The sequence below is a fragment of the Enterococcus durans NBRC 100479 = LMG 10746 genome, from assembly GCF_001544215.1.
Taxonomy (GTDB): Bacteria; Bacillota; Bacilli; order Lactobacillales; family Enterococcaceae; genus Enterococcus_B; species Enterococcus_B durans.
On the sequence record NZ_BCQB01000045.1, the window covers coordinates 1 to 21,920 of the forward strand.

20 protein-coding genes, 1 tRNA gene and 1 pseudogene are annotated in these 21,920 nt (G+C 38.2%); 8 read left to right on the forward strand and 14 right to left on the reverse strand.

Annotation, left to right across the window (positions count from 1 at the left end):
• Nucleotides 1-62 precede the first annotated feature (62 nt).
• From pheT to ED2_RS11275, 6 genes are all read right to left on the reverse strand, one after another.
• Nucleotides 63-2,483, reverse strand: a complete 2,421-nt coding sequence (pheT, locus tag ED2_RS11250; RefSeq protein ID WP_060789803.1) for a phenylalanine--tRNA ligase subunit beta — start codon at nt 2,481-2,483, stop codon at nt 63-65.
• Between the two features lie 6 nt (nt 2,484-2,489).
• A complete protein-coding gene (gene pheS, locus ED2_RS11255; RefSeq protein WP_005877080.1) occupies nt 2,490-3,533 on the reverse strand; it encodes a phenylalanine--tRNA ligase subunit alpha in 1,044 nt (347 codons plus the stop codon).
• 297 nt (nt 3,534-3,830) lie between these two features.
• Nucleotides 3,831-4,172 carry a winged helix-turn-helix transcriptional regulator gene (locus ED2_RS11260; RefSeq protein ID WP_005877078.1) on the reverse strand — a complete coding sequence of 114 codons (342 nt, stop codon included), beginning with the start codon at nt 4,170-4,172 and terminating at the stop codon, nt 3,831-3,833.
• 69 nt (nt 4,173-4,241) lie between these two features.
• Complete coding sequence (addA, locus tag ED2_RS11265) at nt 4,242-7,961, reverse strand: helicase-exonuclease AddAB subunit AddA (protein WP_060789804.1); 3,720 nt, start codon at nt 7,959-7,961, stop codon at nt 4,242-4,244.
• Nucleotides 7,958-11,488, reverse strand: coding sequence for a PD-(D/E)XK nuclease family protein (locus ED2_RS11270; protein WP_016176737.1), 3,531 nt, complete (start codon nt 11,486-11,488; stop codon nt 7,958-7,960). Before ED2_RS11270 ends, addA begins: the two co-directional genes overlap by 4 nt.
• Nucleotides 11,489-11,627: 139 nt before the next feature.
• Nucleotides 11,628-13,094 carry a peptide MFS transporter gene (locus tag ED2_RS11275; protein ID WP_016176738.1) on the reverse strand — a complete coding sequence of 489 codons (1,467 nt, stop codon included), beginning with the start codon at nt 13,092-13,094 and terminating at the stop codon, nt 11,628-11,630.
• A gap of 370 nt (nt 13,095-13,464) precedes the next feature.
• Between ED2_RS11275 and ED2_RS11280 the strand changes: the two genes are divergently transcribed.
• Complete coding sequence (locus ED2_RS11280) at nt 13,465-14,061, forward strand: nitroreductase family protein (protein ID WP_005877071.1); 597 nt, start codon at nt 13,465-13,467, stop codon at nt 14,059-14,061.
• A gap of 108 nt (nt 14,062-14,169) precedes the next feature.
• Here ED2_RS11280 and ED2_RS11285 read toward each other — a convergent pair whose 3' ends face one another.
• Nucleotides 14,170-14,658, reverse strand: a complete 489-nt coding sequence (locus tag ED2_RS11285) for a hypothetical protein (protein WP_005877069.1) — start codon at nt 14,656-14,658, stop codon at nt 14,170-14,172.
• Nucleotides 14,659-14,766: 108 nt separating this feature from the next.
• Nucleotides 14,767-14,964, reverse strand: coding sequence for a hypothetical protein (locus tag ED2_RS11290; RefSeq protein ID WP_005877067.1), 198 nt, complete (start codon nt 14,962-14,964; stop codon nt 14,767-14,769).
• A gap of 341 nt (nt 14,965-15,305) precedes the next feature.
• Here ED2_RS11290 and ED2_RS11295 point away from each other — a divergent pair, with 341 nt between their 5' ends.
• The 3 genes from ED2_RS11295 (at nt 15,306) to ED2_RS11305 (ending at nt 16,637) form a co-directional block, all read left to right on the forward strand.
• A complete protein-coding gene (locus ED2_RS11295) occupies nt 15,306-16,031 on the forward strand; it encodes a C39 family peptidase (protein WP_005877066.1) in 726 nt (241 codons plus the stop codon).
• Between the two features lie 59 nt (nt 16,032-16,090).
• Nucleotides 16,091-16,516, forward strand: a complete 426-nt coding sequence (locus ED2_RS11300; protein ID WP_016176739.1) for an outer membrane protein assembly factor BamD — start codon at nt 16,091-16,093, stop codon at nt 16,514-16,516.
• Nucleotides 16,517-16,564: 48 nt separating this feature from the next.
• Nucleotides 16,565-16,637 (forward strand) — tRNA-Gln (locus tag ED2_RS11305).
• Nucleotides 16,638-16,788: 151 nt separating this feature from the next.
• Here the strand turns inward: ED2_RS11305 and ED2_RS11310 are convergent.
• The 3 genes from ED2_RS11310 to ED2_RS11320 all read right to left on the reverse strand — a co-directional run bounded on the left by ED2_RS11310 (nt 16,789) and on the right by ED2_RS11320 (nt 17,929).
• Complete coding sequence (locus ED2_RS11310) at nt 16,789-17,160, reverse strand: YxeA family protein (RefSeq protein WP_005877063.1); 372 nt, start codon at nt 17,158-17,160, stop codon at nt 16,789-16,791.
• Between the two features lie 297 nt (nt 17,161-17,457).
• Nucleotides 17,458-17,646, reverse strand: coding sequence for a protein YkzS (gene ykzS / locus ED2_RS11315; RefSeq protein ID WP_005877061.1), 189 nt, complete (start codon nt 17,644-17,646; stop codon nt 17,458-17,460).
• A gap of 19 nt (nt 17,647-17,665) precedes the next feature.
• A complete protein-coding gene (locus tag ED2_RS11320; RefSeq protein ID WP_060789805.1) occupies nt 17,666-17,929 on the reverse strand; it encodes a hypothetical protein in 264 nt (87 codons plus the stop codon).
• A 164-nt stretch (nt 17,930-18,093) separates the two neighbouring features.
• Here ED2_RS11320 and ED2_RS16135 point away from each other — a divergent pair, with 164 nt between their 5' ends.
• Nucleotides 18,094-18,351: a hypothetical protein gene (locus ED2_RS16135; protein ID WP_005877057.1), complete on the forward strand. Its 258-nt coding sequence runs from the start codon at nt 18,094-18,096 to the stop codon at nt 18,349-18,351.
• 189 nt (nt 18,352-18,540) lie between these two features.
• Nucleotides 18,541-18,660, forward strand: a pseudogene (locus tag ED2_RS16425) (DUF3788 family protein); the annotation flags it as partial.
• Between the two features lie 48 nt (nt 18,661-18,708).
• Here the strand turns inward: ED2_RS16425 and ED2_RS11330 are convergent.
• Together ED2_RS11330 and ED2_RS11335 are read right to left on the reverse strand one after the other, a co-directional pair.
• Nucleotides 18,709-19,005, reverse strand: a complete 297-nt coding sequence (locus ED2_RS11330) for a hypothetical protein (protein WP_016176740.1) — start codon at nt 19,003-19,005, stop codon at nt 18,709-18,711.
• 18 nt (nt 19,006-19,023) lie between these two features.
• On the reverse strand, nt 19,024-19,458 hold the full coding sequence (locus ED2_RS11335) for a universal stress protein (protein ID WP_005877054.1): 435 nt from the start codon (nt 19,456-19,458) through the stop codon (nt 19,024-19,026).
• 343 nt (nt 19,459-19,801) lie between these two features.
• Here ED2_RS11335 and apf point away from each other — a divergent pair, with 343 nt between their 5' ends.
• A complete protein-coding gene (gene apf, locus ED2_RS11340) occupies nt 19,802-20,410 on the forward strand; it encodes an aggregation-promoting factor (protein ID WP_016176741.1) in 609 nt (202 codons plus the stop codon).
• Between the two features lie 130 nt (nt 20,411-20,540).
• Nucleotides 20,541-21,128, forward strand: coding sequence for a hypothetical protein (locus ED2_RS11345; RefSeq protein ID WP_005878201.1), 588 nt, complete (start codon nt 20,541-20,543; stop codon nt 21,126-21,128).
• 4 nt (nt 21,129-21,132) lie between these two features.
• Here ED2_RS11345 and ED2_RS11350 read toward each other — a convergent pair.
• Nucleotides 21,133-21,920 (reverse strand): IS30-like element IS6770 family transposase (locus ED2_RS11350; RefSeq protein ID WP_060789806.1); only part of this gene is annotated, 788 nt, incomplete at its 5' end.

Below are 21,920 nucleotides of genomic sequence, written 5' to 3' on the forward strand. Positions count from 1 at the left end.
TTACCAACATCATTTGACAAAGAGCCTGACTAAATCGTACTGATTTAGTCATTGTTTTTTTATTATCGAATATTTGCTTGGACTGTTTCGGTCAGTTTTTTCTCTACTTTAGCCATCGCTTGATTGATTTCTTCATCAGTCATTGTGGCTTCTGGGTTCGTAAATGTCAAACTGTACGCCAACGATTTATATCCTGGTTCGATATTTTGTCCTTGATAGACATCGAACAATTGGATACTCGTTAAAAATTTCCCTGCTGCTGCACGAATGACAGTCATTACTTCTTGATTTGTCACTGTTTCTTTCACTAACATTGCAATGTCACGTGTCACACTTGGGAATTTCGTCACTGCTTGGAATGTGATCCCTTTTTGAGCGGCTGACACTACTGAAGACAAATCGAATTCCGCTACATATGTTTCTGGAATATCATATGCTTTTGCTGTGTTTGGATGAACTTGACCGACAAAACCAAGATACGTTTCTCCTAGATAGATTTCCGCAGTTCTTCCGGGATGCATGTCTTTCATGGTAGTAGTTGGCTGATAAGAGATTTCATCTGCCACTGCTAGTTGTTCAAACAAGTTTTCCAATACACCTTTGATCGTATAAAAATCAACTGTTTCAGGTTTTTCTTGCCAGCTCTTTTCCTGCCATGTCCCTGTCAAGGCTAGAGCAACATGTTTCACTTCTTGTGGCAAGTGTGTCAACGGATCATTTTCTTGGTAGAAGACACGACCTACTTCATAATACGCTACATCACTATTCTTTCTTGCCACATTGTAGTTGACATTATCCAATAGCCCACTGATCAAATTCATTCTTAAGACAGAACGTTCTTCACTCATTGGCCAGTCCAGTCTTGTGATCTGTGATTCCTTTGTTGTGAATTGGCGAGATTTTTCTTCTGTTGTCAATGCATAGCTGATTGCTTCACTTAATCCACTACCTTCTAATAAAGTACGGATCTTACGTGTGGCTGCTTGTTCACTCGTCAAGCTTCCTGCGACAGTTGCTCCGCTAGGCAATGTAGAAGGTAAACGATCATAGCCGTAAATCCGAGCAACTTCCTCGATGATGTCAGCTTCGATTTGAATATCCCAACGTCTAGGTGGAACAACGACCGTATAATTTTCCACGGTCACTTGATAACCGAAACCTAACGCCTCAAAAATTTCATTCACTTCAGTTACTGTTAATGCTGTTCCTAGATATTGGTTGATTCGCGGCAATGTGATCGATACTTCTACTTCATTTGCTTGATATTCAGAACCTTTGACAGCACCTTCTAGTACTTCTCCTCCTGCTAGTGACTGGATCATGGCAGCAGCAACATCACTTGCTTCACCAACCGTTGCTTTGTTGATTCCTTTTTCAAAGCGTGCAGAAGATTCACTGCGCAAATTGAATTGTTTTGCTGTACGACGGATCGAAACTGGATCAAACAATGCAGATTCCAGTGCGACTGTTGTCGTTGTTTCTGTGATTTCAGAGTCAAGTCCACCCATCACACCAGCTAATGCAACTGGTTCTTTTCCATTTGTGATCACTAGATTATCTGATGTCAAATTACGAGTTTCTCCATCTAATGTGACCATTGTTTCTGCGTCTTTTGCATGGCGAACAACGATTTCTTGAGAACCTAATTTATCATAATCGAATGCATGAAGCGGTTGTCCAAATAAGAGCAAGATATAATTTGTGACATCCACGACATTATTGATTGGACGAATGCCTTCATTCATCAATAGATTTTGCAACCATTGCGGACTTGGTTGGATCTTGACATTTTCAATGATCCGAATCTGGTAGGCAGGGACTAATTCTTGATCCTCTACGGTTACATCGATTTTATCCGCTGCTTTGCACGCAACTTCAACTAGTTTTTCATCTGCAAATTTCGGTGTTTGACGATAGATCGCTCCCACTTCATAAGCAACCCCACGCATAGATAACGCATCTGCACGGTTTGGTGTGATCGACAGTTCAATGATCGCATCGTCCATATCAAGGTAAGAAAAGACTGGTTCTCCATTGACTGCATCTTGAGGCAAATAATAGATTCCTTCCGCATACTCTTTAGGAACCACGCTATCAGAGTAGCCAATTTCTTGTAATGCACAGATCATTCCATTTGATACTTGTCCGCGCATTTTTCCTTTTTTGATTTTTACATTTCCTGCAATGCGTGAATTTGGTAAAGCAACGATCACTTTGATCCCTTTTTTCACATTTGGTGCACCACAGACGATTTGTGACAGTTCTTCTTCACCGATATCTACTTGGCAGATCGACAAATGGTCAGAATCTGGATGTGGCACACACTCCATGACTTCACCAACGACGATTTTTTTCAAACCTTCTTCTGGAACAGTGATTCCTTCTACTTCGATCCCTGTCACAGACATTTTATCAGCCAGTTCTTTTGGTGAAACTGCTGATAGATCGATATATTTATTTAGCCATTTATAAGAAACTAACATGCTTTTTTACTCCCCTTTGAACTGACTTAAGAAACGTAAGTCATTTTGATAGAAATTACGGATATCATTGACACCATAACGTAACATTGCCACTCGATCTGGTCCAAGACCAAAGGCAAAGCCAGAGTATTCTTCTGGGTCGATTCCTGACATTTCCAAGACATTCGGATGAACCATCCCTGCACCTAAGATTTCGATCCAGCCAGTGTGTTTGCAGACATTACAGCCAGCACCACCACATTTGAAACAGCTCACGTCTACTTCTACAGAAGGTTCCGTAAATGGGAAGTAGCTTGGGCGTAAGCGGATTTCACGGTCTTCCCCAAACATTTTTTTCATTACGACTTCTAATGTTCCTTTTAAGTCACCCATCGTAACGTTCTTATCAACTACTAGTCCTTCAATTTGATGGAACTGGTGGCTGTGGGTCGCATCATCTGTATCTCTACGAAAAACTTTTCCTGGAGAGACCATTCGAAGTGCACCTTTAGAGAAATCATGTTTTTCCATTGTACGTGCTTGGACAGGTGAAGTATGCGTACGGATCAAAATATCCTCAGAAATATAAAAAGTATCTTGCATGTCACGGGCTGGATGATCTTTCGGTAAATTCATCCGTTCGAAATTGTAATGGTCTGATTCCACTTCATTTCCTTCAACGATTTGGTAACCCATTCCCACAAAAATATCTTCGATTTCTTCCATGATCTGTGTCAAAATATGACGTGTTCCTTGTTTTACCTGACGACCTGGTAAAGTAATGTCGATCGTTTCTTTTTCTAATGCAGCATTTAATGCAGCTTCTTCTAATTCTTGTTTTTTACGCTCGATTTCAGCTGTTAAGAGGTCACGGATCTCGTTTGCAAAACTCCCTACTTTAGGACGTTCTTCTGGACTAAGATCTTTCATTCCACGTAAGACTTCAGTGATTGGTCCTTTTTTTCCTAAAGTTTCTATACGGATTTGATTTAATTCTTTCAAATCTTGTGCAGTCGTGATTTTAACGATTGTAGCTTCTTTCAAGCTTTCTAGTTGTGCTTGTAAAGACATTTGCCTGTTTCCTCCTTCAAAATTCAAATACAAAAAAAGACCTCATTCCTGTAAAGGAACGAGGTCTTCGCGTTACCATCCTAATTTACGGTCGAAACCGTACACTTACTTTCTTTAACGACAATTGCCGGTCTGGATCATCAGACGAACTCGGAAAGTGAACTTCATTTTTCAAACACAGGATCTGCTTACAGTCTATGACAGATCTCCCTGGTCAGGTTTATCCAAATTACTCTTTTTCGTCATCGTTCTTTATCTATTCAACTAACGTTAGTTTACAAGATTTTCTAAACAAAATCAACTGCATTCTTCCTCAGTGACCCACTTCTCACTCCAAACTTGCAATTGGACCATTGCTTTTTGGAGATCTGCGCCTTTTTCAGTCAGCATATATTCAGAACGACCAGAATCATTACATGAAAGGTTTCTTGTGACGATTCGTTCTCGTTCGAGCTCTTTTAATCGTTCAACTAAAACGCGATCACTCACCATAGGTATTTTCGCTGCGAGATCAACAAAGCGTTGCGGACCGTTTTCGAGCAATACATCGATAATCAACCCATTCCATTTTTTTCCTAATATCGAAAAAGTTTTTTCAAATTTAGGACATAGAGTGAATTCTGTCTGTGTTAGCTCCATCTTACTCACCTCTTTTTTAGAGTATAGCATATTACTTACAAAGTGTAAGTCGCAGTTGCTCAATTATTATTATTTATTAAGATTTATTATTTTCTTCGCACCCAATAAAATAAGATACACATTTGTCACTGGTTTGTCTAGTGCTTCTGACAAAGCTTTTTTGTATAAATTCAATTGTCCTTGATATTTTTGGACGATTTTTTCTATTTCAGCTTGATTTTCACCATTTGAAATATAGTCAGTTTTGAAATCATACAACTCGATAAACTCTGGAAATTCGATGTAGCCATCGACGATCCCATGGATCAGCAATTCATCGTCTTCATTTGGATACTGATCGAACACTTGATCAGCAGACAAGAGCATCGAAAATGGCTGTTCTCGTTTCACTAGTTCGCTGTGTTGCACCAACCGTTTCCCAAGGTCAGTCTGATAAAACCACAAAATACCAGAAAGATCGATTTTTTTAGCGACTTTTTCATCGACTAGCCGTTTAGCGACCAACTCTTCTAAGAGAGAACGGATGGAGTCGCTCGTTGGCATCTCTAATGGAAGCAACTGCAATAAATAGTGTGTAGCTGTTCCAATAGAGGCAGCAGATATTTTTTGGCTTTTTTGTAAGAATTTCGGCTCTGCCAAAGTGTCTTGTGTATAACGGAATTGCTGATTATATCTCCGTTTTTCATTGTTTTCCCAAACTAGTTTGGAATCAGACGTATCATCTGGATCTTCAAATAAACGCTTGATTTCTGAAACGGATTGGTAACTTGTTGTCTGGGTAGATGCTTTGTAGGGATAACTGTAAGCTAAACGGGCTTTCAATGATTCTTGAAGTGGTGTTTGATCTACCTTCACTGATTCAAGTTCTTTCTTCGTCTCACTTGCCAATGATTGGCGGTTCTCTACAATATCTTGTTGCTTCATCCATGTGATCGAAAAGCGGCTTTCCGACTGTCCCAACTGATTATGGACCGTTGTATCTTCCGCGTATTCCTTCATTTTAGGATGACGCATCAAGCTGTAACCGATCCAGTTCATCAAACTGCCTTTTCCTTTCAAACGAGTCGACGGCTCTAAAACAAGGGAGGTTTGGTTAGCCACTTCTGACCAGATTTTCAACGTTTCTTCCTTATTTTTGTAAGAACCCACGATAAACAGTTTTTGTTCGGCGCGTGTCAATCCTACATATAATTTACGCATTTCTTCAGACAATAATTTATTTTGTTTAGCTAATTTTATTGCTTGATAGGGCAATGTGTCGTAGAGAACGCGCGTATCAGGATCCATGTATCGGATACCTGCCCCTAGTTTTTCTTCAAAGGCATATCTTTTTCTTAAATCTTGGAGATTGAATTGTTTTGTCATATCCAATAGAAAAACAACTGGGAATTCTAACCCTTTACTTGCATGGATCGTCATGACACGCACTGCATTATCTACAGATGCAAGAACTGGTTCTGCAAGATCTTTGTCTTTTTCCTGCATTTTTTCGATGAATCGTACAAACTGATAAAGACCTCTGAATGAGCTTTTTTCATAAGATTTTGCCCGATCGACTAACGCATAGAGATTTGCTTGGCGTTGCGCCCCGGCTGGCAACCCAGCTACATATTCTAAGTAACCTGTCTGATAATAGATAGACCATAAAAGATCTGTAATGGAAGAACGGCGGGCTAGTTCGCGCCATATCTCCAACTGTTCACCAAAATGATTCAGCTTATCTGCAAGTTCGTCTGTATGTTCAGCTTGATAAGCAAGAACAGCTTCATAATACGTATGTGACCGATCTGCTAAACGAATTCGAGCAAGTTCTGGTTCGATCAATCCAACGATCGGTGAACGTAAAACAGATGCTAAAGGAATGTCCTGATAAGGGTTATCAATCAATTGCAGTAAAGAGACCATCGTTCGGATCTCTGTCGCTTGAAAATAGTTCTGGGCGTCATTCATTTCCAAAGGGATATCAAATGTCTTGAATATCTCTAAAATCGTCAGATTATTTTTCTTTGTAGGGGTCAAAAGAACGATATCTCTATACTCGATAGGTCGATTTTTTTTCATTTTTTTATCATAGATCATGAATTTTTCATCGATCAATTGGCGGATCTTCAATCCAGTCATGAACAATTCGCCTTCTGTTTTGTCTTCTAAAATATCATCCACTGGCAATTCTATCGTCGTTTCTTCCTGTTCTTTTTCGTAAATCAATATTTCTGGTTCAAATTGTTCAGTTTCTGGAAAATCCGGAAAACCAAGAACAAGTTTTGCCGCATCATCATACGAAATCTGACCTACTACTGGGTCCATGATTTGTTCAAAGACTAAATTTGTGAATGAAAGTACTTCTTTTCTGGAACGGAAATTTTCTGCTAAAACGATACGGCGTCCGCCTTCTGTTTTAGAAAAGGCTTCGTACTTTTGGATAAATAGGCTCGGGTCTGCTAAACGAAACGAATAAATGGATTGTTTGACATCCCCTACCATAAACATGTTACCGTTTGTTTCATTTGGTTCACGCAACCAGTAAAGAATGGCTTCTTGTAACTGATTGACATCTTGATACTCATCCACCATGACTTCTTTGAATTGCTTGCGATAATGATCGGAGGCTTCGCTAGGCAACCATGTATCATCGGTTTTTTTCGTTAATATTTGTAAAGCAAAGTGTTCTAGATCATTGAAATCCAATAGCCCTTTTTCACGTTTACGCTGGCTAAAACCATTCATAAATGCCTTTGTGACTTTTGTCATTTCTTTCACTAACGGATATGCTTTTTGGGTCAACTCTTCCATTTGTTCTGGTGACACAGGAAAGTAGTTTTTACCAAGTTGCTGAATGATTTTTTTTGCACGGTCTCTTAACTCTTTGACCTCAGCAGAGCGTTCTTTCAATTCGGCTTTCCGACTACTTTTAAACGTTGTGAATGTCAGCGCCTCTAATCCAGAGTAGGCTTCTGGAATCTGGTCTTGTAACAGATGTTCATAGATCACTTGTATCTGGCCTTTTTCACCAGATACCTGATCGTACATTTTTTCAAGACCTTCTTCCTGTGCTAATTGCACCATTTCCTCATACAGTTGCACGCATTGATGCATATCAGCTAAAATCAGCGGACGAAGCTGTGTTTTGTATAGGTCAGAATCAGCGAGTCCATTCTCTAAGCGATAACTCTCACTTAACTTTGTTAACCACTCTTCTGGATCAGGATTCGCACGAGCAAATTCATAAAGCGAAAAGACCAGATTGGTTAGGCCATCATCTGAACGATCATTCGAGAAATTCATCGTCAATCGGAAAAATTCTTCCCTATTTTCAGCATAGAACGCCTCTCGTAATTCATCCCAGACATCTTCTTTCATCAAGATCGTTTCGGTTTCATCTGTCAACATTCGAAAAACCGGATCAATGTCGATCAAATAGTAATAACGGCGTATCACTGTCAGACAGAACGCATGCAATGTTGAGATATTGGCCGTTGGCAATAGGACCAACTGCTTAGTGAAGTGCTGTTGTCGAATGGGATCACTTTCTGTATTGACTGCTTCTTGTAGTGCCTCCTGGATTCGTTCCTTCATTTCTCGTGCGGCCGCCTCGGTAAACGTCACTATCAGCAACTCGTCCAGATTGACCCCCATCTTCAATTTCTCGATGACTCTGCGTACAAGTACTGTTGTTTTCCCAGAACCTGCTGAAGCTGAAACAAGCAAGTTGTCTCCTTGATCAAAAATAGCTTGCCATTGTTCATCGGTAAATCGTTCATTTTCTGGTTTTAAAGGAATTTGATTCACTCTTCTTCGCTCCTTTTTAGTATTCTACGCAGTGCTTCTTCTTTGTTCAATTTTTCTAAGCGGTGATAGTTGTTTTCTTTCAGCATCACATCAAATGTGCATACACTTCTAAACGGACAAAATTGACAAGCAATTCGTTCTTTGTCCTTATACGCTGGATTCAGCTTGATTTCACCAGATGTGATCTTGTCTCCCGCTAAACGCATATTCGCTCGGTTATGCGCCATAAAAAGCTGCAACTCTTCTTCTGTATAGAATTTATCTTTGCTGAAACTTTCTTTTTGATATTCGTCCTTCGCATTCTTTTTCACTGGGTAGATCAAAGAATTTTCTTTAGCTTCTAAAGAATGGTCCAACACTTCCAACAATCCTGGATCATCGACAAACACACCATCATAGCTGAATTTCTTCAATGTGTCTTTTTCTACTTCGTTGGTATCCGTCAGTACCGGATTATGGACATGCAGATAGTAGGAACCTGCAGGACGAACAGCTGCCTTGCCTGTGAGACGGACCGCATCCATCAATGCCACATCTAAGTAGGTCAATAATTGCATTGCCATCCCATAATATGCTTCCGTCACATCAAAGGAACGACCACTAGATTTATAATCAACGACACTCAACCATGTTTCTGCTTCTTCAACAGCGACATCCACTCGATCGATTTTTCCACGTACATGTAATTTCCCGCCATTGTTCAACGGAAGTTCTAAGCCAGGGATACCATTTGCACCTGCGATTTGACCAAATAAAATCTCTGTCTGCAATGGTTTCAACCCAGTATTTCTACTTTGTTTTTGCAACGCCCAAGCTACTTTTTGAATCGTTTGTCCCAATTGATAACGAATGTAATTCATACGGGCAGAACTATCCAGAATCTCAAAACGTAATTCGCCAAACACTTCCTGCAGTACTTTTTCCGTAAATTCTTTTCGCTGTTTGTCCGTCATTTCAACTAATGACAACTGATTTGAGAAAAGCAATTTGAAGAAACGGTCTAGCGACTCATGGTAAAAATCTCCAGTAGCCGCTGGCGTTAGGCCATAAACCATCCGTTCTTTGAGTTTCAGCCCAAACTGTACAAAGTATTTGTACTCGCAATTATAGAAGTTCTCCATTCTGGAAATCGACGTATAGATTTCCTTGCCATAAAGCTCTTCTGCCATCTTTTGCGGCAGTGAGACAGGTACGTTTAAATGATCTTGGCTTTCGAAAATACGCAAAGCAAAATTACGCCATCTCGACTGTAAGACGACAGTCCGCAACTCCTGCCAGTAAGCAGCAAGTGGTTGTTTCTCTTCTTTAGCTAAACGATAGACACCATTGATGATATTGATCGCACTTCGATACGTGCCGACATAACAACTAGGATCGCCATCCAAGTGGAGATGTTCTTTTCGTTCGATTGGGATCGTTAAATATTCAAGGATACGACGTAGATACGGAGACATTTTCAATGTATTCGTATCGTAACTTTCCGCATAACTCAAGTACAAACGTTCCGTAGCAGAAGAAAAGACGAAATAGGCTTGTAGAGGCTCGAAGGACATCGTTTCTTTAGCTGGATCAAATAGAAACTGTTCTTCTCCCAATCTTGCGTTCAGTGTTTCTCTTTCTTCACTTGAAAGCAGTCCTTTCGTTTCATGACGATCAGGGAAAACTTGATCATTTAGGCCAATGGCAAAAGTGATTTTCGCCTGGTTTGGCCGAACAAGTTCCAAACGGTTGATTCTGACCTGATCGATTGCCGTTGGGATCTTCCCATAGCTTAAATTCTCTAATCCGCTAGACATGATTTCTTGGAACAAGCTCCAATCAAATGGTGTTTCTCCGTAGATCAACGCATATTCATCCAATAGATCGATCAATGCTTCCCATGTTTGTTCATGGTTCCTTGCTTCTGCTAGATTCCCACGTTCGATTTCCTGATTGCGCCAAAACAGTAATTGCTGCTGGACACCACTCTGAACTAAAAATTGGTAAAAGACGGACGCACCTTCTTGTCCAGTCTTACATTCTTTGATTTTTTCAAAAAAAGGAGGAACCATTTCTTTGAAGAAGTGGCGGATCTCGTTTGATTGTTTTTCTAACTTTTGAACGTCTTCTAATTGTTCTGCTTCAAAATCATAGGAAACAAATTGCCAGTCCTTTTCTTTGGTCCAATAAGTTCCCTGATAGTTATATGCCAGTGCGACATTTTCTGTCACATCCAGTTTTGTGCGGAATTGGTTTCGCATCACCTGCCAATTTTTTAAATCAAGTTCCTCATCTTGTCGGCAGATGAACAGCTCTGTTTTGAAAAAACGCATGATGTCATTCAAACGATACGCATAACGATCTAATGCAAACAAACTATTGATCCATTCAATGAGCGGATGATTCTCCATCAGCTGATCTTCATCGACATAGTAAGGGATCGCCATTTCTTTAAAGATAGGTTGCAGCAGATTCGCATAAAGCCCCATCTCCTTCGTCAAGACTTGGATATCGCGATAACGATAATTTTCTTCACTGACTAATCGGCGGATCTCAACAGCTAATTGTCTGACTTCTTCAGTTGGATTCTCAGCCTCCCATATATGCAAGTCTTCTTGCTGCCCCAGTTTTATCGGCTTGGCTTTTTTATTGCTTGAAGTATCTTCCCAGACCGTTAATACACTCTGCAATGCAGGTGGCAGTGCTCGATCGACAGCATATTTTTCAACAAAAACCGGCACTTTTCGTTCTTTTGCGCTAGTGATCAACTGAAAATACAGTTTTCCAGTTTCATGGAATAAAGTCAGTACTTCTGGCATCTCAGCAATATAAGGTCGATCAAGTACCAGATCCACGACTAAATGCCCTTTTTCCATCATGAGTTGCAACAATTGGTATTCCTGTGCGTTCAATCGAGAAAAACCGCTGATGATAAATTTGACATTTTTCATATCTAGCGTCTTCATGTAACTCGCTAAAACAGTCAAAGTATCTTCAAACTTTAGCGCCCGCTTCATCAATTCCTCCTCGAACTCAGAGAAGATAAGCTGGAGGTCTTTTAATTTCAATTGCTGGTCTTCTTCCTTTGGTGTTCTCTCCTCTTTGAAAAGAACTAGATCGCTTGGAGAAATATTTCCCACGCGCATTTCATTGTAAAGATCCTGCAATTGTTGAATAAAGCCTTTTTTATTGATTTCCCCACGAAAAATCGTTAATTTTTCTTCGTTTTTTTCAAGTATTTGCCGTAAGATCATTGCCGACCCCGCTTCTGAAAGCTCATTGCCAGACAATAGAGTCGTTTGTACTAACAGATACCAAGCTAAACGATAAAAACTAAAGACTTGAACGTTCGTTGTGCTGAATGTTTCCTTACCGTTTTCTTTACGCAACTGCGCCAAAATCTCTTGCTCTTGTTCAAATTTATTATAATTAGGTACAAGGAAAAATACTTGATGGTCTTTTTCTTGCGCCAGCCACTCCGTCGCTTCGGCGATTAATGTGGCGCGATGATCCTTCCGATTCGTTCCAAGAATAAATTGTAAAGTCATTTTCCTCCTCCTTAATGATCGAATTCCGTTTCTTATTTATTATAGCAAAAATGAGTGAACATTTGTTCTTTCATCTCTATTTTGAACAATAAAAAAAGAGACAATCGATAAACGACTGCCTCTTTTTTATGTTTATGGATTAACGGATCGAGCCCATCAATTTTTTGATTGGTTCTTTGATCGTAAAGAGTAAAACAGCTCCAACGATTGCTACCACACCGACAATTCCAAAGTACATTGATTCTGTACCTGGTGTGTAGAAACGAGCGATTTGCGCATTGATTGCTTGCGATGAAGCATCAGCTAAGAACCAAATGGCAATCGTTTGCGATTCAAATGCTTTTGGTGCAAGTTTTGTTGTCGCAGATAAACCGACTGGTGATAAGCATAGTTCAGCGATAACCACGATCAAGAAGCTACCGATCAACCATAATGGGCTAACTTTACCAGATGTTCCATAAAACATACCTGGAAGCATCATCAATAAGAAAGACAATCCTGCAAATAGTAGTCCTAAAGAGAATTTAACCACTGTTGACGGTTGACGGTTCCCTAATTTTGTCCATAATGTGACGAATACTGGTGTTAGTGCAAAAATAAAGATCGGATTCAATGATTGGTACCAACTTGCTGGAATAGTCATTCCAAACAATGTAGATTGTGTACGTTCACTAGCAAACAACGCTAAAATCGAAGAACCTTGTTCTTGTAGTGACCAGAAGATGATTGCTGCAAGAAATAGTGGGATGTATGCCCAAACTTTTGGTTTTTCATCTGTTGTTACGTCTTTTGAAGTCAACATTTTGATAAAGTAGTACAATGGCAACAAAATACCTAAGACACTGATTGTATTTATAAAGAAATCAATTGTTAAATGTCCTGTAACTTGTGCACCACCAAAAATAGCTACGATAACGATCAACGCAATCACTAAGTTGCGGATAAACCCTTTACGTTCTTCTTGAGACAACGGATTTGGCGCGACTGTTCCAACACCATCCAACGTTTTACGTCCTTGGATCACATATTGCAACAAACCGAAGAACATACCGATAGCAGCTAGTGAGAAACCTAAATGGTAGTTATAATTTTGACCAAGCGTTCCTACAATGATTGGAGCGATCATCGCACCTAAGTTAATCCCCATGTAGAAAATAGAGAAACCTGCATCACGACGCAAGTCTGTTTTCGAATAGAGATGCCCAACCATTCCCGAGACATTTGGTTTCAAAAAGGCTGTACCAATAATAATCAAAGCCATTGAAATAAACAATGTAGAAACTCCGAATGGCAAAGCAAGAACGATGTGTCCAAGCATGATGAAGATACCACCGAAAAACACTGTCCGTTTCGCACCTAGAACGCGGTCAGAAACCCAACCACCAACGATACTTGACATATATATCAATGAACCATAAATGGACATGATCGCCAATGCTGACGCACGAGGTAATCCAAGGCCCCCGTTTGTAACAGTATCGTACATATAGTAGATAAGTAATGCACGCATACCATAATAACTAAATCGTTCCCACATTTCAGTAAAGAACAGTGTTGACAACCCCTTCGGCTGGCCGAAGAAGCCTTTGTCTTGCTGATTTTCCATAATCTATACCCCAATTCTTTAAATTTTCAGAAAATAACATATACACTTCCCAAAAAAAATAGCTAAAAAACTTATTTTAGAAATATATACTTATTTTCTATAAAAATCAGTAAAAAACGATTGGAAAATAATAAGAAAAAACATATACGAATTTAATAATTATATAGATGTCAATCTTGAAAAAGCGAATTGAAGTTCGTTTAATCGCAATGTAACCGTTCCCTTTTTTATTGTGTTAGATTCATTTTTTATAGAGAAAAAATTTATTTCTTTTTACTGAGCATTTCTTTTTACTTACTTTTTGTAAGGTGATATACTCCTTTTTGTACTCATAAAAATATGCACTACGCAATCAAAGGAGATTTTTAACATGACAACTTTTACAAATACATTGAAAAACCGTCGTTCTATCTATCATTTAGGACGTAACGTCACTTTATCTAATGACGAACTAACTGCATTGATCAAAGAAGCAATCAAAGAAAGCCCAACAGCATTCAACGCACAGTCTACTCGTGCCGTGATTCTTTTTGGCAATGCACATGAAAAACTATGGGAAATGACGGAAGAAGCACTTCGTCCATTGACACCTGCTGAAGCATTCCCAAACACACAAAACAAAATAGCCGGATTTAAAAACGGATACGGAACTGTTCTATTCTTTAAAGACACTGATGTAGTCAAAGGACTCCAAGAACAATTTGAATTATATGCAGATAATTTCCCAGATTGGTCAGAACAATCAAATGGGATCGCTACTGCAAATACATGGGTTGCATTAGCAGACCAAGGACTAGGCGCTAACTTACAACATTACAATCCAGTAATTGATGATGCTGTAGCTAAAGAATGGGACATCCCTTCAAATTGGAAATTACGCGCTCAATTAGTATTCGGTTCACCAGAAACACCTGCTGGCGAAAAAGAATACATGAATGACGAAGATCGTTTCCGCGTATTTGACTAAACAAGCATCCTAAAGAAAAGCTAGGTAGTTACGGTTTTCGTAACTACCTAGCTTTTTTAAGGTCATTTCAAAATCATGATCTCTTCTATGCTTGTTCACAACAACACATTATCCTTCATCTGAATCGATCATGATATCGATCTCAGCATCCTCATTTAGATGTTGCGCTAAAAAAGGAACTAATTCCTCCATCGAAACAGAGAATTTCATTAGTGGACCCCGCCAACCATTACGAAAAAAGTTCATTTTGATTTCGTTTGAACCTTTGGGCTGATAAAGAACAATCTTGTTGATCTCAGAAAACGGCACTCCTCGCTTATCAAAACTATTTAACACTAACCCTTCTTCCGTTATCCCCCGACTATCGAGTAGAAAACTGATGAAGACTAATGCTGATAAAATCCCTTTCGCTAAATCATCCACACTTGGTTCACTGATAAGTGTAAACCATAACACTAATATAGCTAAGAAAGGCACCACTAAATATACCCAGCGATTTCTAACTGTCTTATAGATGATTTCTCTGCGGACAAGCCAAAGAAACAAGCACATCGCTAGTACAAATAAAAACAATAATATTGTAAATAGACTAATCATTTACCTACACCTCTTTCCTTTTCTCACATCCAGAAAAAGAAATAAACCTCTACATAGTAAAAGGACTTGCAGCATCGAACCTGTTGTTGCATGTCCATATTTTCTTTCTTATTCAAATGTATCATATTTTGCCACAACCATACTGGCTTTTTCTTCTAGTAAATCTTGGTCCTCAGAAGCGCATTGAGCAACTTTGACTACGGCACAGTTTGTCATTTTTGAAACTACTTCGCCAACGACTGTCTGTGTAAACCCGATTGGCTTACATGAGTATTGCTCTCCTAAATTGATCATTTCTTCCGTCATCAAAATCCTCCTAAACTGCTAAAACTCTTATAGACGAATAATCCTCAAAAAAAGTAGTAGTACTATCTCAATTTTCATTGTCTTTAAAAGTTCGTTTTTTATTAATTGTTCTTTAACCTTATTGGCATTATAGCGTATTGATTTCGTTTTCACAATTAAAACAGTTGGCAAGTCAAAATATTTTATTTATTTTACAGAACAATCGTTATTTCTTAAGGGAAACTTGTTCTTTTTTAATTAGAAAAGTCAAATTTCATTTATTTTTAAATAAAAACCATTATACTATATGACAGACTAGACGAAGGAAGTATTCTAATGAAAAAAAACACGCAAAAAAAATCATGTTTTTAGGTAGTCTAGCATTGATTTTTCTTTCTAGCACGTACTATGTTCTGCATCAAAACGAGGGTGAGAAAGCCTCTCTCTCCACAGCAGAACAAGTCAGCAACTCCTCCTCAAAAGAAAAAAAAGAAGTCTTGCTTGATGTTCCTTTAGAAAATCAATTTGATGCACCCGCTTTAGAAAATGGATGTGAAGTAACTTCCCTTTCGATGCTTTTAGCTTATTATGGATACACTACGACGAAAAACCAATTAGCAGATCAGTTGACTTATGTCCCTGTCTTCAATGCAGACGGTACTCACGGTGATCCAAATGAAGGCTTCGTTGGTGATATTACTGGCGGTGATTGGGCAATGGGCGTCTATGTTCCTCCTATTGCTGCTTTAGCTCAAGAAATCGTCGGCACAGATTATTATACTGAACCAAAAACAGACGCGACCTTGAAAGATATCAGAAAAGCGTTGCAAAAAGAAGAACCTGTATGGACTTCTGTCACTATTGATTTTCAGGTACCTACTGACAGTGATTTCACAACATGGACAACCAACAATGGTGAAGTCAAAGTAACGCCTTTGATACACGCTTGTGTGGTCACAGGTTATGATGATACAACGATCTATGTCAATGATCCTTATGGAGAAAAAAATCGAGCTGTTCCAATAAACGATTTCAATAAAATTTTTACGGCAATGGGCGGCCAAATGCTGACTTTAAAGAAAAGCTAGTATTTTTTTTGAAAGTATCTTATACTCTAGCTAAAGAAAAAGAGAAAGGAGCAAGGGAAATGGAACGATTTATTCATAAAAAGATAGACCCAAATGACATGCCGATTATTTTTGTTAGAGATACCAAAGGGAATGTTCAACGAAAAGTATCAGTAAAAGAATGGACAAAACGCTATAGCCCTGCTTCTCTCAATGAGCTGGAAATAAAACTTTATCGTCAAGCTCTCAGTTATTATTCTGAGAAAGACTATTCAAAAGCGATCGATCTTTTAAAATTTTTGATCACTCGAACTGGTTATACGCGCTTTGAGTATATTGAACGCTTAGCTACAATTTATCAAATACTCGGCAACCAACAGGAAGAATATCTGCTTCTTACTACAGTATTATCTGCAGCAACGTTGATTTCTCTTCCGTCCAGTTTGATCAAAAAAATAGAGAAACGAGTAGTCCTACTTAAAGAAGTGCTCTACACAAAAGATTAATAACTTGCGTTTTTTTAATTAAGTGCTAAACTATTTTTGTTGATTGAATGGGATGTAGCCAAACTGGTAAGGCACTTGACTCTGAATCAAGCAATTTTAGGTTCGAACCCTGCCATCCCAATAAAAATAGTGAAAAACACACCACTACGCGAAACAAGCCAGATCATCCGAAATAGCTTCGTCTATTTCTTAGATGATCTGGCTTGTTTTTTCAAAAAAAACAACGATTTTATGATTTACCCATCCGTAGGTTTACATAATAAAAATATAGTTTATCCAATAATTGCTAATGCTTTTTCTGGTACTGCTTGTTTGTCTATTTCTTCGTATGTTTCAACATGTGCGCCTTTATTCGTGATTTTTAAATAGCAGTTCTCTTTTAAAACTGAAATGCCATTATATTCGATTGTCCGTTCATTTCCGTCACTGTCGGCAGCCGTCTGGACATATTTAGCTGTACCATAAGAGTTGACCTCTTCAGGCTTCGTGGTTTTCACATATACTTCTCCCCTAGTCACAAGGGGATTTAGCTGATCCATGACTCCTGCCATCTCGCTATGAGAATGTTGCGTATATATTTTTAAACCAAATAACATAACACCGGCCATACAAGCAATGCCGACTAAAATCTTTAATACCTTCATTTTTTCCCTCCTAGTTGATTACTTTTCCATTATATAAATAAAAAAGCAAAGGCTCATCCGTCTATGGTTGTAATTTTCTCTCATACTTTGGCTCAGAAAATAGCAGATACTCCATAAAAAAACAAATGTATTCAGATGTTTGTTGTCAAAAAGATGGAGTGTATGATGACATAGAACAAAAAACAGACAGATATACAACCCGATCTCCATATAAAAAAATCCAACTGCCACAAATTAGGAAACATTTTGTGGCAGTTGGATCTTCTTTTTTCGTACTGATTATTTCGAGCAGCTTACTTAGTATAAACGTGTTGGATCATAATGATAAGTTACATTGCCATTGAGCAGCGCTTTACCTACAACATATTTACGATCCTCTAATTTGAGCCATGCTTCACGAAAGAGCATGACATCTTCTCTATTGACATCTATTTTCTCAATTTTCCCATCAATCAAATCCTGGATAAGTGCTTCATATGGATTCATCGTTTTCCTCCGTTCCCCATCAATAAGTGGTAAAAATTGGGTCGTGGACTGTTTTTGTGTCGAGATCCTTCCTTACATTCACCGTTGTGTAAAGTACTTTCTCAACTGGAATACTATAATAGCTATCTTCTCCATTACTAAAAAGATGAACATCTTTTTTTGCTAATATCCCGTTGATTTTGTTGATTAATACTCTCTTTTCTACGCTGTTACTTACAAGATAGTAAATGACGCGGATATTGTTTACTAAATGTAAATCGACTTCTAACATTACTTGATCCATGAAATTTTCATCCTTTCTTTCGACACAATTATAGCAAGAACAGAGGAGATAATCAAAAGAATGAAAAAAACAACATTTATAAAGAAAACTTCCACGTATCGCTTGCGTATAATCTCGCAAAGTGTTATTTTGTATCAGGGATTTTAAATAATAGGAGGCGTTATATGATTGCAATCGGACAACTGATATTTTATATTCCTTTTTTTATCATGTTGAGCATCCTTTTTTACTACATAAAATGGACGAAGAAAAAATTTTCCATTTTAATTGCCAGCCTCCCTTGCGCTTACTTCACTTATCAAATCTTTTCCTTTCGACATTGGGAAACGCCCATTGTCCTGATGAAGAATACCGCAGGACTATTGATATCTTCTTTACTTCTGATTCTTTGGGTTTACTACTTATATAAACAGCAAAAGTAATATATATCAAATTCAAAGAATAGTTGGATGGGCCTGTTTGATCCAAGACATCTAACTATTTTTTACGTATAACAATAGATTTTTTCATTCTTAAAACGAACTCTTTTTAAGCTAGATTTAAGGTTGGATTCATATAGTTTACTCATCCCAAATAACCTTTTTTCATTTTTTACTCCTGAAAGAGCGAGGTTGGGACAGAAGTGTTTAACTCCGAGAAATAAGAAGAAATTCACGAAAAATGCTTTTCAAATTTTTGTGAATTTTGGCTTATTCCCGAAGGAGTTGCTTCTGCTCCCACCGTTTATTCGAGAATCTGTAGCAAACCTGATTTTTAGATTTGTCCCACATTCTTCTTTTCTATTTGTCCAAATCCTCAATAAATCGCATCGTACTGATCAATTCTTTGTAATCTTTACTATAAAGTTCCGTTAATTTATCTGGTAAAACGAACCATGCAGGATGGTACCCATTTACTGTTACTGGGAATCCTTTGTCCTGTGCATCGTCCCTATCCCATCTTATAGCGATTGCTTTTTTTGCATACCATTTGACTAAAGCAACGGAATAGCCTTTTCTCGTTTTCGTCCCATCTTCTAAAATAGCAAGAACTTCGATTTTTTCCTTTGGTGCCTTTACTTCTTGTGGACGTACCATGATAGTTCCCTCCCTCTTTTATTTCACTACTAATACACTGCAAGAGGCATGAGCAACGACAAAGGAAGCTGTCGATCCCACCAATGCTTGTTGGATTGCACCTTTTCCAGTAGCCCCCATCACGATCAAATCCACATTTTCTTGTGTTGGAAAAACAGTACCAATCAAGTGTCGTGGATCACCTGTCTCAACAATTGCATGGATTTCAGTCAAACCATATTCTTTTGCATCGTGGATTTTTTTTAACATTTCAACTTCGATCTTTTGTTTCTCTTCTGCGTAGATCTTTGAGAAGGCATAAGCACTATGAGTCAACTCCACTTTGTTGATAATTGAAATAATGATTAACTCTGCTTCATTATCTTTCGCTAAATCAAGGGCTTCCAAAAATGCCTTTTCCGCTTGCTTTGATCCATCCACCGCTACCATTATCTTTGAATATCTATTACTCATATCATCGCCTCCTTGTTTCTTTCATTGTAACATCCTCCTTCAAATTAAAAAAAAAATACGCTGTTTTGACTATTTTTACTCATTTTTTTTAGAAAAAAAGTGTTTTATTGAACTTTTACCTTTATTTACTTTCTAATTTTAATAGCCTACATCCGCCCCTATAATAAAACTTTATGGCTTTTTTCTCATTTTAATTCACATTTTCCGATAACCTGTTTGTTACAAAAAACGTAGATTTGTCACAAAGTGTCATGAAGCTATTACCTATGAAATATTTCCACGTGTTAAAGTATTCCTCGTTGAACACAACAAATACTTTTTAAAACGACGAAGGAGATTTTACATGAAATCACTTAAAACATTACTTTTTGGAACAACTTTGGCTGCCGGCGCTCTATTCTTTATGGGTACATCTGCACATGCGGACGAAGCTTATACCGTTCAATCAGGTGATACACTATCAACGATTTCTCAAAAGTACGTTGGTGACAACTCCTTGATCCAAACTATTGCAGAACATAATTCGATTTCAAATATTAACCTGATCTATTCAGGTCAACAATTAACGATCCCTACAGGAGACCAAGCAGCAGTTGCAGAAACAACTTACTCTGCACCTCAAGAAACACAAGCACAACCAGCTGCCGCACCTGTCCAACAAGAAGCAGTTCAATCTGCTCCTGCAGAAGCAGCACAACCTATTGTGACTGAAACTGCAGCACCAGCTGCAAGCACAAGCTCAGCGAAAGAATGGATCGCTCAAAGAGAATCTAGCGGTTCTTACACAGCAACTAACGGACGTTACATCGGACGTTACCAATTAGATGCTTCATACTTGAATGGCGACTACTCTGCCGCTAACCAAGAACGTGTAGCCGATCAATATGTTACTTCACGTTATGGTTCATGGGATGCTGCCCAAGCATTCTGGTTAGCTAACGGTTGGTACTAAGCTAAAAAATAAAAAGATAGATAGCCTTTTGACAGGTTATCTATCTTTTTTTATTTTTTCAGAAAAACTGGTTCTCCATCTTCGTACTAACAGAAGTAAAATAAAAGAAACATTTTTAGGAGGTTTCTTTATGCCCATTGAGCGCACCGATTCAACCATATTATCCGCCCAGATAGAAGATAAGCTACTTTCTCAAGTCAATAATTTCCAAAACAGTCCGGATTTTCAATCCCAAATGAAATGGCCTTCCTCTTCATTCGTAGATACACCCTGCACGTCTGATTTTCATTCAGAACATTACATTGCCACAGAAGAGTATCAGCTTTTCGCAGACCTTAACTTCGTATCTCAAAATGACTCATATAGCAGTTTGCGGATAGACAATACAATACCTCTCTCTTTGAACCAACAAGAAATCAATCCAACAATACCAGTCGGGAAAAATAATCGCAAAAGATCGTTTCGCTTTGAGCGAACACAAAAAGCAGCCCACGCACTTTTGACTAACCCTAACCACTCCTACAAAGAGATTGCTAATGAATATCAGATTTCATATACAACTATCACCTACATCAAAAAACAGCTAGGAGTGAGATCTACCTACCGTGCTGAAAAATTCCAACGTGTTGAACAAAAATTAAAAGAACATCCTAATTCCACTTATAAAGAACTCCAAGAAGAGTTTAATATATCCACTAAAACAATTTATAAAATATGATTTGTCAAATTAAGCTAGAATAAAATGCTTCTTGTACATAGCTCAAAAATATTTCGATTGGTGTTCTGTAATTCAATGATTTTCTTGGAATATGATTACGTTGATTGCTGACACTGGAAATAAATGTCTGATTCACTTCTCTAAAATCCATTGATTTCGGCAGTCCATTACGACGCAGAATCCCGTTAGAATTCTCGTTTAATGGGCGTTGAGAAGGTGTTCCAGGGTCCGCAAAATATATATCAATATCATGTTGGTTACTAATGGCTTTCCAGTTAGAAAATTCTTTTCCACAGTCAAACGTAATAGATTTAAAGAAGTTTTTAGGGAAGCGAGAAAACCATTGATTAAGGGCAGTTTCAATATCTAATGCCTTACGGCCGTTGGGTTTAATCGTGATAATGACTTTAGATAACCTTTCAACTAAAGTAATGACGGCACTTTTATGATGAATGCCAACGATCGTATCACCTTCAAGGTGACCAAACTCAGAATTGAAATCAGGATAATTATCAGGTCGATCATGGATTGAGCGCTGATACTGTTGTTTTCCCCGTTTTTCCTGATGGCCATTGGGTTTTCTTTTACCTTTCATCGGTAGTGTGTCAATATCAAATATTCCTTTAGAAAATAAACGATAAAGTGTTCTCATACCGCATGAAACAGGCCTTTCTTTTCGCCCGATAATGACGTCAGGCTTCCAACCAAGAGTGACTTTCTCTTTAATGTAATCTACTTCATGAGCAGGTAATTGAATGACTTTTCTACCACATTTTTTCTTATTTTCTTTAT